Here is a 13,966-nt window from a genome sequence, read left to right on the forward strand (position 1 = left end):
CGCAAAAGAGAACAAAAAATGTTGTTCGTTTGTGAGAGATTTGTTAGCTTACACTACTGGTCGTGCTAGCAGGCTTACACTACCAGTATCTGTATTCGCATGCACAGCACTTACATACACAAATCACATTAAGTTTAAGCGCAGTGATGCAGTGAGTTAGCACTCATGACTAACTCACTTTTCACATCTTCTTACACTCAACTTTTCCGATGCCGTGGATGGTTTTGTTGTGCTGACCTCATTGCCCCTCGTGAATAAGACGATCCTTGCCGATTGCCCCAGACATGGTTCCTACTTCCGCTACGATGCTGCCCACTCTTATTATCCATAATCACCATCGTTATTGCTCGTAGAGCGAGCGCGAGGAATGCTACAATTCCCATTATCACTGTGACGGTCGGCAGTATATTGAGATCAGCTCCTGTCCTACTTAGTTGCGGTTTATCTGGCGGTATCGGAGGCGGCGGTACAATTGTCGTGTCCTCTCCTTCAACGCCTAATCCATGCGAAGCAAGAATTTGACCGGATGCATCCCATACAGTTGCTTTCCAAAATACTGTACCCGATACCTGAGTGTGCACCTTCGGACTTGTTACAATAAAGCTTCCGTCGTTTTGACGCATGGAATCATTAATTGCTACACGCGATTCATGTAAAAGCTCTGGTCCCATTCCCATTTGTGAGTTATTCGCGACCGCATCATAAGCTGAGAACGTTACATAGGATCCTTCAGGTACGTGTCCTTCTACTCGAGCAATATCATTAAAGTTGCTGCCAGGCTCCACTGACTCATCCGATACATGAGTTGTTATCAAGGTCTTTTCCTGAGCATCAATGACTCGTGTATATTCCCATTCATCATTCCACGCGCTAGTAGCTGGCATGACACGGTCATCGCCTGCAAATGAATATACGAATGCATAATACCCATGCTTTTGCGCATTAATACGCACTTCATGACCAAATGCGTCCGGCCTACCACCGCCGACAGCTATTACACCATTGACTGCTTTATATGTCCAGCTTCCTATAAGTTTATGCTCATTATCTTCTGCAGGAACTTGCACTTTATCTGGCTTATTAAGGGACCAGTAGACGCTAACGGTGGCATATTTTTCATCAGGCTTCCAACCGAATTTTTCATTTCCAAGGAATTTCCCGTGATCGTCAGGAAAACCGGAAACGGTTATGCGATCAGTGAGCTGAGCTCCCACCTGCGCAGAATGTTCGGTAACAGTTGAATCCACTATGACATGACGACGAGTAGAGAAGCTCTCCGATACCTCAAGCAGACCTGAAATCGCATCATGCTCAATCCATTGAGCAGCATCAGGACTTTGCTTAGCTTTATCGATAACCCATACCCATGAAGCGAATTTTCCTTCTTCATCCACAAGTAACGGGTTAGCAGAACCTCCGACATCGTATGCGAGCGCCTCGAATGTCTGATCTTTCCCACTGACATCTACATGAGATGTCCCAGCAACTCGTAATCCTAGATTTTCTAATCGCTTTAGATACTGCACAGCAGTTTCGTCGTTTTTTACGGCGGCTTGTGACGACTCACTGAGCTCAGTAAGCCTATCATGTGTCAGCCCAGTAAATAAGTATCCTTCGACGGATAAAACTACTCCACCTTCCCAATCTTCACCAGTTTTAACTCCCACAGTTAGCGAATCATTGGTAGGCTTTCCTGCTTCATGTACTCGTGAATCAACTGCAGTAGATAATTGCGGCTGGAAAGTTTTCTTCACACTGAATCGAATACCCTCATATCGAGCTTGCTTTGATTCGCCTAATCTAACGAAATTTTGTGCACTTTCCATATCATCTAATGTGGGGACAGTTGCTGATTGCGATGTACTTACTTCCCCATCACCTGTTGCCGTCCAATTGAGAGAAACAGGCCCTGCCTTACTCATCACCGTTATAGATGTAGACGAGTTCGTATCAAATTGCGCCGGGCCATGAAGTTCAACGGTTACTGGAACATTTTCTATAGCTTCACCTTTCGCGTTCACGACACGTACGAGCACCTGCCCACGTCTTTTTGACTGCAGATATTCCACACTTACCTGAGTATCCGCTACGGCATTAGCTAAGCCCTCTTCCCATAAAGATTTCACTTTGTCACTTAGCCCAGGGATTGCTTTCAAAACAGCATCTTTCGCCTTATCCCATAAGTGACGAGAGGATTGTAATTCGAAATGATCATGAACGAGGTAAGCAAGCGCTGCATGAGTAAGAGAATCATGTAGTGGTTGATACTTAGGCAGTAAATATCCCATTGCACGTGCTTGAGCAGTATCAGGAAGCTGGGTAGCACTAGTAAATTTCCATTCTTCAGCTATTCCCCATTCATGGCAGTATACAAATTGACCTGCTGCTGTCACTCCTATAACTCCGAGCGAATATCCCGCATAACCCGGTACACTCATCGTCACGTTAGTTGGCGGTTTTTCAAGATTACCACCCTCAGTTTGTGCCCCAGCTTGTGGCATCTTTATCACACCAGCACACAGTAATACTCCCATTATCATGGCAAAAAGTTGAACGATTATACGTAAGCTCATCCTTCGTCTCATCGCTAGTCCTTCCTACGATTCTCAACCTGTTCATCAACGAAGCTTCATGACGAAGCCTCCTCCATGCGAACATTTACGTACTTACAGACTGCCCTGACTACGATTCATATGAGAACTTTTAAAAACATTGTGAACGAATGTGAATAAACACAAGAATGTACTGTCCATTACTCCAGCACATACTGGCCAGATGCGATTTACTCACGCCACCGAAAACCACAAGCGTTCTCACCTCATGCGTCCACCGCCTGCACACTCACGCGAACCCTTTATACTGCGCACTCAGTATGCTAGAAATCGAACGCTCATCATAACGAGTGCATGTACATATCTCTTTGAGGAGAAAAAATGGCAGAGACATTTAACGTTTTAGTAGAAATCCCACGCGGATCTAAGAACAAGTATGAAGTAGACCATGAGACCGGTCGCATTATGCTTGACCGTACTTTGTTTACCTCCATGGGTTACCCAGATGATTACGGTTACATTGAAGGAACTTTGGGTGAAGACGGCGATCCACTTGATGCGCTCGTTATGATTCCAAACTCCGTATTCCCAGGCTGCGTAGTTGAGTGCCGTGCAGTTGGCTTGTACCACATGGTTGATGAGGCTGGCGGAGACGACAAGATTCTGTGCGTTCCTGCTGATCCTCGCTTCGACGATATCAAGGATATCGACGATGTTAACGAATTCCATAAGAAAGAAATCGAACACTTCTTTAACCAGTACAAGGCTCTTGAGCCTGGTAAGGAAGTTATGCCAGGTTCATACTGGACTACAGTTGACAAGGCAGAGGCTGAAATCGTAGCAGCACGCCAGCGCCTTGCTGATGCTGAGTAAAGAAGCTACACCAAGTTAACTTTCGAGGAAATAATTCTTATATGCTGAGTCCCCATGTGTTTTCACATGGGGACTCAGCATATTTCATGTAGCAGATTTTTATCGCCACAGATGGTTATCTATTCAAAAACCATCCACGCCTATCTTCAACGCTGAATTATCGTCTACAGATTATTCATCACACCACTAATAAGAACCACTCCAAGTGGGAATATTCCACTGAGCAATGCAGCAATTCCGCTATAACGATAAATCAAAGGAATCCGTGAAGTATGCACAACTTCAGCTTTCACATTTTCCGTATCTTCACCAGTTCCAGCGGTTTCTTGCGAAATCTCATTTTTCTTATTTTGCACCAGAGCATCGTGCGACCACAACGCTGCACACATGCATATAGCTATTTCCCCTACGACAACACATGCCAGCACAACCCACATTCCACGCGGATGAGATAATACATATGCTTTTGCGAGACCGGTAGCTGTCCACCCCGACGAGACCAAGCCGAGAGTTCCCATAAAAATAATTGACGACAATGATTTAATCAACTGTGAGCGGTCTCGTCTCAACATTTCAAAAAGGAATCCTCCTGCTATCAGCGCTGTCATAAGAAGAAAAAGCGCGATTCCAAAACGTTCAGCAGTCGAGACAGCGATGCCCGCAATCGCTGATGCAACTCCAGCGGCGATTGCAGCGATACGCGACGTACCAGGAGTTGGAGTATATATTTCTACCGGAAAAACGAGAGCAAAAGCAGTTACTATAACTACAACCCATACAGACATAATCCAGATTGCTGCTGCACCCGTGAAGGATATTGCTACCGAAATAATTGCCATAATTAACGCGGCTATTGCATTAGCTATGCCTACACATATCGCACTTTTACGCATTCTCGTTCTCCCCATCGTCGTGTACCACATCACATAGCAACACAATCAACAATGTGCATCACACATGTATCAGGATGCGGTTACATGACGTACCAAACAGTTACTATTATTTATAGTACTAAATGAAGAAGGCAATAATTACACGTACCGCGCGATATGCGCTAAAATAGCTAAATTATCGAACAATTACAGGCTGACAGCATGAGGATGGTTCTATGCAAGATTTAACGCTTATTACCAATTCACCAGATCCCGCATCAGTTTTGCCTGCCTTAGCGCTCTTGCAACATCGCGTCCGTGTACTTCCTGCCGAAACCGCTTCACTCGTGCGTATTCCTGATAATACGATTGCTTTTCTTGACGCACGCGAAGATGTCAACGCCGCAAAAACTTTCTGTTCTATGGCCTCTGCTTCACACGTTGAATTTCCAATTATTGTCATCTTAAGTGAAGGCGGATGTTTAGCTTTTAATGCACAGTGGGAAGCAACTGATTTTGTTGTTAATACTGCAAGCCCTGCTGAGGTAGAGACCCGTATCAGAGTCATCGCTTCAGGCGGTTTTAAGCCTTCGACTTTCATTGATGACAATCAACCTGAACACACTGAGGATTCGCCCAATTCCGACTCACAAGGCATGATTTCATGCGGAGCACTTGAAGTGGACACTGTAGGGTATACTGCCACTCTTCGCGGCGAGCCTTTGGACCTTGCGTATAAAGAGTTTGAACTGCTCAAATATCTCATCATGCACCCTGGGCGTGCTTTTACTCGCGTCCAGCTCCTGCAAGAAGTATGGGGATACGATTATTACGGTGGTACACGTACAGTTGATGTTCATATTCGTCGTTTGCGCGCAAAATTAGGAATTGAATTCGAGTCCGCAATTGGTACCGTACGAAATGTAGGTTATCGTTTTGACCCTCCGCAAAGTATGCGTTCTACTTCTTTATCGTCTCATGATGACATGATGAGTGAAAATCCCACTTCGTCGGATAATTCTTCTTCAATCAACGATTAACGGTTAAACTACATTTATTATGTCAGCATCACGAGAAACTGCACGCGAACGAGCAGAACGTATCCACAATGAATACGAAATTTTATGTCGCGAAATACCAGACCCTCGACCGGGACGAAATTTTTCAAACTCATTTGAGCTACTCATAGCCACAATGATGAGTGCACAAACTACTGATGTTCGTGTCAATGAGGTAACACCTGAACTGTTTCGCTTATACCCAACTGCTCAAGCAATGGCTCACGCACGTGTAGATATCATAGGCGAAATTATCCATTCAATTGGTTTTTGGCGCGTTAAAGCACAGCACGCTGTCGAGATATCACAGGCTCTCATAGAGAATTTTGATGGCGATGTTCCTAGCACAATGGAAGAACTCGTTACCCTGCCTGGGGTGGGTCGTAAAACAGCTAATGTTGTTCTCGGGCATGCCTTTGGCGCTCCTGGATTCCCAGTTGATACGCATGTCATCCGACTGACCAAACGACTTCGTTGGCGCACAGATTGGCGCAAAACGAACCCAGATCCTGGCCACATTGAAAAAGAGATTACACGGTACTTCGAACCAAGCGAATGGAAGAATGTTTCCGACCGACTCATTCTTTTTGGACGTTCTACATGCCATGCTCGTAACCCCAAGTGCGAGAGTTGTCCATTAAACCAAACTTGCCCGAGCTACGGATTGTATACAAAATAGTTATCACAAACTTCGCGCAGCTTTCCAGTTCATACAATCTTAGCGAAGCCTCCAAGTACAATGAAAAGCATGAAGAAATCCCCAGCGCAAAAACGTTCTGTCAATCCAGGTGTTATATTTATCGCCACCCTCCTAGTCCTTACTCTTATCGTTGGTGGCGTATGGGCTGTAATAACTCACGGCGTACGTTTGCCTTTGACTCAACCATCATCTGCTGGAAACGGAACAACTCTTAAAGTTGCTACCGATAAACCGTTGAATTCTCTTGATATTACTACAGATACTTCTACTGCTCTCGACCAAGCATTACTGGGTAATGTGTACCAAACTCTTGTGGGACGAAATGAAAAGAATGAGCCAACAACCACAGGAATTGCCCAAAAATGGGACATTTCGAGTGATGCTCTAACCTATACTTTTACTCTTCACCGCAATATGCGTTTCTCAAATGGGCATACTCTCAATGCTGAAGATGTCGTTGCATCATTGCGCTCGACCATTGAAAATCAAACGGCCGGTTATGACAGGCTATCCCATATTTCTGCTGTGAACGGTAATAGCGATACTGTCACTCTCAAACTTTCGACTCCTGATCCTACACTTCTGTGGTCTCTGAGTACTCGTTCGGGAATCGTACTTGATGCTGAAAGCTCCAATGATAAAGCAACTTCTGCTGTGGGATCGGGTCCTTACCAAGTAGAAAGCTTTGATAAAGGAAAGTCTTTAACTCTTACAGCCAATAATCAGTACTGGGGGTCTCCATTAGAAGGATCATCAACAGTAGTTCTTACTTCGTATTCGGACACAACCGCCGCCGTAGATGACTTAAATAAAGGTTCGATTGACGCCATTATTCCATTGGCAAATTCACCTGCCGTATCGAATATTTCGCAAGCACGCGACACCCTAGAAAAATCATCGAATGTTACTGTTACTGCGACTGCCAGCACACACCGTTGGGCTATCACGCTCAATAACAGCGCTGATTCGATTTTCTCCGATACCCATATACGTCAGGCCTATCGCGCCATGCTTGATAAATCGTCGCTCATTTCTCAGCTCGGTATAAGTGCAATGCCGATTTCTGGCCCAGTTGCGAGCCTTGATCCTGGGTATGAGGATTACAACGGCTTGTATCCTTATGATCTTCAGCAGGCTCGTCAATTGCTCAGTTTCTTCGCGTACAATCGCAATATTACGCTGTCATACCCTGCTAGCTATGGTGATGCTCTTGCTCAGGCAATCGCTTCTCAACTTTCTGCACTCGGGGGCTCAGTTACTCCACAAGCTGTTCCTGACGATCAGTGGAATGCTCAAGTCGTAGAAGGCAAGAATTTCGATATGGCATTGGTTGATTTTGTGGGAAGCCACGATTTAGGAACTGTCGCTAATCCGTCATATTTCACGTCATATACCAATGCCGACATGGAAAATAATTGGGAAGCTGCCCAAGAAGCTACCAGCAATGATACGTATGTAGATAACGTACACAAAGTAGCTTCTCGACTTGCTGAGGATGCACCACTCTTATGGCTTTACGAGGAGCAGCCTCTTGTAGCAGCACGCGGTTCGATTACAGGGCTTCCTACTGCACTAGCTGACGCATATGTTGATTTTGCGCGGATTATTAAGAAATAGATTTCTTACAACTATTTCTTAGCTCATTCTTTGCTAAAATTGTTGTCACCAATGACGGGTTAGCATCTGTTTATTATGGTAGGTGACTTCAATGAATGTATTTACACATAAGTCCGTTATTCGCGTACAAAAAAACGCCGAAAACTCATAATTCTTCTCACTGCCGCCACTCTGGCGATATGCGTATGCTTCGCTGTGCTGTGGCACCAGAACCAGCCAGCACAGTATATTGCGTCAGTGTATGGAGTGCAATTACCACCAACGGTAGAGGTTACTTCGCTTCATAAAGAAGAAGGGTGGGATGCACCGTTATGCTATGGAACTCTCAAAGCAAAAAACACAGGTCATATCAATCCACTCGATGCGATAGCCAATCCCGTGAATTTTTCTCCTATCAAGAACGCAGAGGAAACTTATATCGCAGGATCAAAAGACCGTGATACGAGCGTAAGTAATCTCATAAACGATGTAAATCAAAAATTCAAGATAGAGAAGGCTTCATTGTCTTCTCCAACCCTTCTCTATCAACGATTTGCAATTAAAGGAGATAGTATTTTCGTAGTTTTCTACGATACGCATACTCATGATTTATTCTTCTACGGCACGATGCATGCTTCACGGTGAAAACTTGGTGAAGTGGTGAAGTGCGACCGCGAGATACTCATGCGGAATAATTTCTAACAACGAAAATTTAAGCGTTTGCATACAGCGAACTTCCTATAAAGCAAACTGCGCGCAAACGCTTAAAATCATTAGAAAACGCTTTATCCTCGTGTCGCGTAACTCCCGTAAAATCGTGAGCATGACTAATGAAGCACAAGCACACGAATTGAGCGTGTCCGCACACTTGACTCCTCTACCTGACAAGGTCGGCGTTGAGGGTCTTGAAAACAAGTGGGGCGAGACATGGGAAGAACAGCAGACATACGCATTCCAAGGAACTCGCGACCGCAAGGCGGTTTACTCTATTGATACACCACCTCCAACGGTTTCGGGAAGTTTGCACGTAGGTCACGTTTTTTCTTATACTCATACTGATGTCATCGCTCGCTTTAAGCGTATGAATGGCTTCGATGTCTTCTACCCAATGGGTTGGGACGACAACGGTCTTCCTACAGAACGTCGCGTACAAAACTATTTCGGCGTACGTGTAGATACCTCTTTGCCATATGACCCTGATTTTAAGCCACCATTTGAAGGTACTACAAAGAAAATTCAGGCAAAGGATCAGGTTCCAGTTTCTCGCCAGAATTTCATCGAATTATGCGAACGCCTTACTAGCGAAGATGAAAAACTCTTCGAGAAATTATGGCGCACTCTCGGCTTATCTGTTGACTGGAAGAATACGTATCACACAATTGGTGAGCATCCTCGACGCGTAGCGCAGAAAGCATTCCTTCGTAATCTCAGCCGTGGTCAGGCATATCAGAAGGAAGCTCCTGGTTTGTGGGATGTCACATTCCAAACAGCAGTGGCTCAGGCAGAATTAGAAAGCCGTGAATATGACGGTTTCTATCATAAAGTTGCTTTCCATCTTGTCAATGAAGATGGAACTTCTGGAGATCCAATTTATATTGAGACCACACGTCCAGAACTTCTTCCAGCATGTGTGGCATTGATTGCGCATCCTGATGATGAACGTTATCAGAAATTCTTTGGTAAGGAAGTGTACTCCCCGCTCTTTGGCGTTAAAGTCCCAGTAGTAGCTCACACTGCTGCTGAGATGGATAAGGGTGCAGGTATCGCTATGTGCTGTACTTTCGGTGATGTCACCGACGTCCAGTGGTGGCGTGATCTAAGCCTTCCTACTCGCTCAATTATTCAGCGAAATGGTCGTCTTTCTATGACCACTCCAGAGTGGATTACCTCTGAAGAGGGCATTGCTCTCTTCGAGCAAATCGCCGGTAAGACAACCTTCTCTGCTCGTCAGATTATCGTTGATGCTTTGCGCGAATCAGGTGATTTGGACGGCGAGCCAACCCCTACCAAACGTATGACGAATTTCTATGAAAAGGGCGATAAGCCATTGGAAATCGTCACATCTCGCCAGTGGTATCTTTCAAATGGTGGCACCGATCGTGCTTTGAATGCTGAACTTATCGAGCGTGGTCGCGAGCTTGATTTCCACCCTGATTTCATGCGTGTCCGCTATGAGAATTGGGTTAATGGCCTGAACGGCGACTGGCTTATCTCTCGTCAGCGCTTCTTTGGTGTACCGTTCCCATTATGGTATCCAATCAACGCTGATGGTGAAGTCGATTACGCGCATCCTTTGACTCCATCGGAAGATATTTTGCCAATTGATCCAACTATCGATGTGCCAGCTGGATACACCGAAGATCAGCGTGATATGCCAAACGGCTTTACTGCTGAAAAAGACATCATGGATACATGGGCTACATCGTCTCTCACACCACAAATTGTGACAAAGTGGGCTGAGCCAGGTGAAGAGAATGAAGCTCTCTTTAACGCTACATTCCCAATGGACCTTCGTCCTCAAGGTCAGGATATTATCCGTACGTGGCTCTTTAGCTCGGTTGTACGAGCTCATCTTGAAAACGGCAAGCTCCCATGGGCTCACACTGCATTGTCCGGTTGGATTTTGGATCCTGACCACAAGAAGATGAGTAAGTCTAAGGGTAACGTAGTCGTTCCTGCTGAACCAATCGATAAGTTCGGCGCTGACGCGGTACGTTATTGGGCTGCTTCTGCACGCCTTGGAACAGATGCGGCTTACGAAATCGGACAGATGAAGATTGGTCGTCGTTTAGCTATTAAACTTTTGAACGCTACGAAGTTCGCATTGGCTATTGGTCGCGAGGATGAAAACCATCATGTTTCATCCAGTGCAGCTGCTACATGGAATGCTTCTGACGTGACGAATCCATTGGATCGCTCAGTTATGGCTCATTTAGCTGACGTCATCGATACGGCAACTAAGGCTTTGAATGATTACGATCATGCGCGTGCTTTGGAAACTATCGAAACCTTCTTCTGGCAGTTCTGCGATGACTATATCGAGCTCGCAAAGAACCGCGCTTACGGCACAGCTGATTCCACTGGAAACTTGCCAAGTGAGTCCGACATTCTTTCTGCACGCACAACTCTTGGATTAGGCTTGGATGCATTTGCTCGACTCTTGGCTCCATATCTTCCATATGCCTCTGAAGAGGTATATTCATGGTTGCATGAGAGCGAAGGCTCTGTACACCGTGCAGTATGGCCTACTTCCGAACTCTATCGTGAAGCTGCCGGGGATACTGCATCTGCAGGCGATGTCTTGCTCTGGGCTGGTCGCGCTTTGGCAGCATTGCGCAAGATTAAGTCCGAAGCAAAGGTCTCTATGAAGACCCCGATTTTGTCTGCAACTTTGGCTCTCGATGCTTCTGCAATTCCAGCTGTAGAAGCCGCATCAGCTGACATCTATGAGGCAGGTAAGGTAACGGGAACTGTCGAACTCGTTGCTGCTGATATGTCTGCTGAAGATGCAAACTCAGAGGAAATTACTGTTACTGCTTCCGAGCTTGGAGAGGCTCCGGCAAAGAAGTAATAATTCAAACTTACAAGCCATCATACGATGACTTTGCGGTTTATTTAATGGAGCGCTAATCACGGGTTTTGTGGTTAGCGCTCCATCATATTTTGATAGATACGCTTTTTAGGGTGTGCGTTTGGTTTGAGCGTTCCGTGTTTGTTGGACTGTGTAAATAGTTTCCTTCAATCATGAAGCAGCTCAATTCTTATCGGTTACACACTCAAATCTTTTGATACCAAAAATTGAAATTGAAACATAAAACATAAATAAAAATATTTTTAATTCTATGTCCGATTTTGCCTTTTCTCCTGGCTTATAGAGACAGATGAAATACATCTGCCCTACGAAAGTAGAAATCCTCTTAAGGAGAAAATTATGACTGATATGATGGTCAGAGCTACGCAAACGTGGCTCAATAAAACATATGGCAATCGTCCCGGATATACTCTCATCCCAGAAGATGGTAATACCGGGTGGACTACTATCTATGGTCTTTTGCACGCATTGCAAATTGAGCTAGGTATTACAGCTACTGCGGATAATTTCGGAGCGGGTACACAGTCTCGTTTTAAGAATTGCTGGCCAGGAGGTATCCGCCAGCAAAACTCTGACAGCAAGACAACGAATAATGTCTATAGCATTATTCAAGGAGCACTATGGTGCAAAGGTTACTCCACTGGAGCCGGAGAAATCACTCAGCATTTCTTCGATGGCACAGGTGCCGCTATTCGTCAACTCAAAACCGATATGGGAATTACAGGCGATTCTACCGTTAACCTCGATATTATGATGGCGTTGCTGAGTATGGATCAGTACAAACTTCTTACTACGCAGGGTGGAAAGAACTCAATTCGTACTGTCCAGCAACGCATTAATCGAGATTATCGAAACTTCACTGGGCTTATTCCTACAGACGGTCTGTATAGCCGACAGATGAATACTGCTCTTATTCAAATATTGCAGTCATTAGAAGGCTACAGCCCAGATGATGCCACTGGTAATTTCGGCAGCGGGACTATTTCACATCTGAAAACTATTTCTGCTGCGAATGCATCTGCCAATGGAGCATGGGTATGGTTAGGAAGCGCGGCTCTTCTTGCGAATGGTTATGGTTCTTTAGCAACTTCAGGGTGGACTTCTAACTTGGAGTCTTTGATCCGAAACTTCCAAGCAGCTTACGCGATTCCTCGTACGGGTGTTCTCGACAGGACTACATGGATGAGTTTGCTTACCTCTAAAGGAGATCTAAATCGTGCATGTGTAGCTTGCGATACACGATTCGAGATTACTAGCGAGCTTCTTACTCATCTGAAATCTGACGGATACCAGATTGTAGGTCGCTATCTGACCGAGCCAGGCATGGATAAATTAAATCCGCGCGATTACTTTAAGGCCATTCGCCCTGGTGAACTTGAGCGCATCGTTAATGGCGGCATGAAGTTCTTCCCTATTTTCCAGGAGAACTCTCGTCAGCTCGGCGACTTTACAGATGCTAACGGACGCCGTCATGCTCAGAGCGCTTCCCAAGCAGCTTATCGTCTTCGTATACCATCTACGGTTATCTATTTTGCTGTGGATATGGATATTATGGATTATCAGATTGACAGTCATATCATTCCATACTTCCGTGCAATCCATAACACTCTCAATGGCATGTACCGCGTGGGTATTTACGCCTCGCGTCACGTATGCGACCGCGTAATTAAAGCTGGACTTGCAGTCAGTGCATTCGTGTCAGATATGTCAAGCGGGTTCTCTGGGAATCTTGGATATTCTATCCCAAATTCTTGGAATTACGATCAGTTCACAGAGATTTCTGGATATCACGGTAAGTGGGATCTAGACCGCGTAGCATACTCAGGTCGTGTGCCAGCTGTAGATCACCTCTTGTCACCACTAGTGAATCCAAATGATGACCCGTTCTATAAGTGGGTAAAGAAGACGGAGGCTGAGTGCTTGGAAGCGATGTCAGGATTTGCCAATCCTCATGCATCACACAAGAGATTAGTCGGAAAATTCATACTTGAATGGCTTCGCAAGCCGGAGTATACGTCTACTCTATGGCACTTTTACACTCCTGAACTGCCAGAGCCGGCTGATGAAGACGCCACACGCGAACTATGCGCTACTATTTGTGCAAAGCAGGCTCCGATTAAGAATACGCTTCCAACTCGCGATATAGCTCACTTTGCAGCTACCGCATTAGGCTATATCGACTGGGGCGTTGAATATACATACGATAAGTACGGACTTGGAGATCTGGGTGGTTGGCCTCTCGACCTCATTCAGGTCTGGGGATCATATCAACGTGAGGGGCATGGTAATGATCTCTCTACATGGATGCTCAATAATATCGGCCAAAAAGGCGTATCAACTGGCTTCGATTATAACGATGTTCTTGCTGATGCGGACGCATGGCTTATCACAGCTCATCTCAAAGATCATCCAGACGATACCTCTCTTTCAGATACTATGAAGGAGATTTTCGCTGAAAATGAGAATACCCGCATACATCGCTTCTTCTATGAGCGATTTGGCGGTAGCAGTGAGAATGTAGTAGAAGCATTCGCATCATTGTGTGATGGGATTGATGCGCTCGGCATAAATTGGGATTTTACCAAGGATTATTTACAGGATGCAGCTCACGCAAATTCCCTGCCGTCATCTTCACAAATACATGTACTCAGCGAAGCATATGCTAACCGCTTAGCTAATATGTAGCATAACCCTTATATGGTTGGCTAGAGTGAAAATCTTCA

General features: G+C 45.3%; 9 protein-coding genes. 7 read left to right on the forward strand and 2 right to left on the reverse strand.

Annotation, left to right across the window (positions count from 1 at the left end):
• Positions 1-197: 197 nt before the first annotated feature.
• A complete protein-coding gene (locus EJ419_RS06410; RefSeq protein WP_131284798.1) occupies positions 198-2,573 on the reverse strand; it encodes a hypothetical protein in 2,376 nt (791 codons plus the stop codon).
• Positions 2,574-2,933: 360 nt separating this feature from the next.
• On the opposite strand from EJ419_RS06410, the gene EJ419_RS06415 reads away from it, so the two are divergent.
• A complete protein-coding gene (locus tag EJ419_RS06415; RefSeq protein WP_131284801.1) occupies positions 2,934-3,425 on the forward strand; it encodes an inorganic diphosphatase in 492 nt (163 codons plus the stop codon).
• A gap of 164 nt (positions 3,426-3,589) precedes the next feature.
• Here the strand turns inward: EJ419_RS06415 and EJ419_RS06420 are convergent, their stop codons facing one another.
• Positions 3,590-4,318 (reverse strand): hypothetical protein, encoded by a 729-nt coding sequence (locus EJ419_RS06420; protein WP_131284803.1) that lies wholly within the window; start codon positions 4,316-4,318, stop codon positions 3,590-3,592.
• Positions 4,319-4,533: 215 nt separating this feature from the next.
• Between EJ419_RS06420 and EJ419_RS06425 the strand changes: the two genes are divergently transcribed.
• The 6 genes from EJ419_RS06425 (at position 4,534) to EJ419_RS06450 (ending at position 13,928) form a co-directional block, all read left to right on the forward strand.
• Positions 4,534-5,337 (forward strand): response regulator transcription factor, encoded by an 804-nt coding sequence (locus EJ419_RS06425; protein WP_131284805.1) that lies wholly within the window; start codon positions 4,534-4,536, stop codon positions 5,335-5,337.
• Between the two features lie 19 nt (positions 5,338-5,356).
• A complete protein-coding gene (gene nth / locus EJ419_RS06430) occupies positions 5,357-6,034 on the forward strand; it encodes an endonuclease III (protein ID WP_131284807.1) in 678 nt (225 codons plus the stop codon).
• A gap of 69 nt (positions 6,035-6,103) precedes the next feature.
• Positions 6,104-7,672, forward strand: a complete 1,569-nt coding sequence (locus tag EJ419_RS06435) for an ABC transporter substrate-binding protein (protein WP_165496265.1) — start codon at positions 6,104-6,106, stop codon at positions 7,670-7,672.
• Between the two features lie 195 nt (positions 7,673-7,867).
• Positions 7,868-8,296 carry a hypothetical protein gene (locus tag EJ419_RS06440; RefSeq protein WP_131284811.1) on the forward strand — a complete coding sequence of 143 codons (429 nt, stop codon included), beginning with the start codon at positions 7,868-7,870 and terminating at the stop codon, positions 8,294-8,296.
• Positions 8,297-8,474: 178 nt separating this feature from the next.
• Positions 8,475-11,222, forward strand: a complete 2,748-nt coding sequence (gene valS, locus EJ419_RS06445; RefSeq protein ID WP_131284813.1) for a valine--tRNA ligase — start codon at positions 8,475-8,477, stop codon at positions 11,220-11,222.
• A gap of 360 nt (positions 11,223-11,582) precedes the next feature.
• A complete protein-coding gene (locus tag EJ419_RS06450; RefSeq protein ID WP_131284815.1) occupies positions 11,583-13,928 on the forward strand; it encodes a glycoside hydrolase domain-containing protein in 2,346 nt (781 codons plus the stop codon).
• Positions 13,929-13,966 lie beyond the last annotated feature (38 nt).

The organism is Alloscardovia theropitheci, from assembly GCF_004332295.1.
Lineage (GTDB): Bacteria > Actinomycetota > Actinomycetes > Actinomycetales > Bifidobacteriaceae > Alloscardovia > Alloscardovia theropitheci.

What these genes read in the sequence shown, in the direction of transcription:
- valS (WP_131284813.1), top strand. Translation starts at nt 8,475, where the DNA reads ATGACTAATGAAGCACAAGCACACGAATTGAGCGTGTCCGCACACTTG.
- EJ419_RS06410 (WP_131284798.1), bottom strand. Translation starts at nt 2,573, where the DNA reads ATGAGCTTACGTATAATCGTTCAACTTTTTGCCATGATAATGGGAGTA.
- EJ419_RS06420 (WP_131284803.1), bottom strand. Translation starts at nt 4,318, where the DNA reads ATGCGTAAAAGTGCGATATGTGTAGGCATAGCTAATGCAATAGCCGCG.
- EJ419_RS06435 (WP_165496265.1), top strand. Translation starts at nt 6,104, where the DNA reads ATGAAGAAATCCCCAGCGCAAAAACGTTCTGTCAATCCAGGTGTTATA.
- EJ419_RS06425 (WP_131284805.1), top strand. Translation starts at nt 4,534, where the DNA reads ATGCAAGATTTAACGCTTATTACCAATTCACCAGATCCCGCATCAGTT.
- EJ419_RS06415 (WP_131284801.1), top strand. Translation starts at nt 2,934, where the DNA reads ATGGCAGAGACATTTAACGTTTTAGTAGAAATCCCACGCGGATCTAAG.
- nth (WP_131284807.1), top strand. Translation starts at nt 5,357, where the DNA reads ATGTCAGCATCACGAGAAACTGCACGCGAACGAGCAGAACGTATCCAC.
- EJ419_RS06450 (WP_131284815.1), top strand. Translation starts at nt 11,583, where the DNA reads ATGACTGATATGATGGTCAGAGCTACGCAAACGTGGCTCAATAAAACA.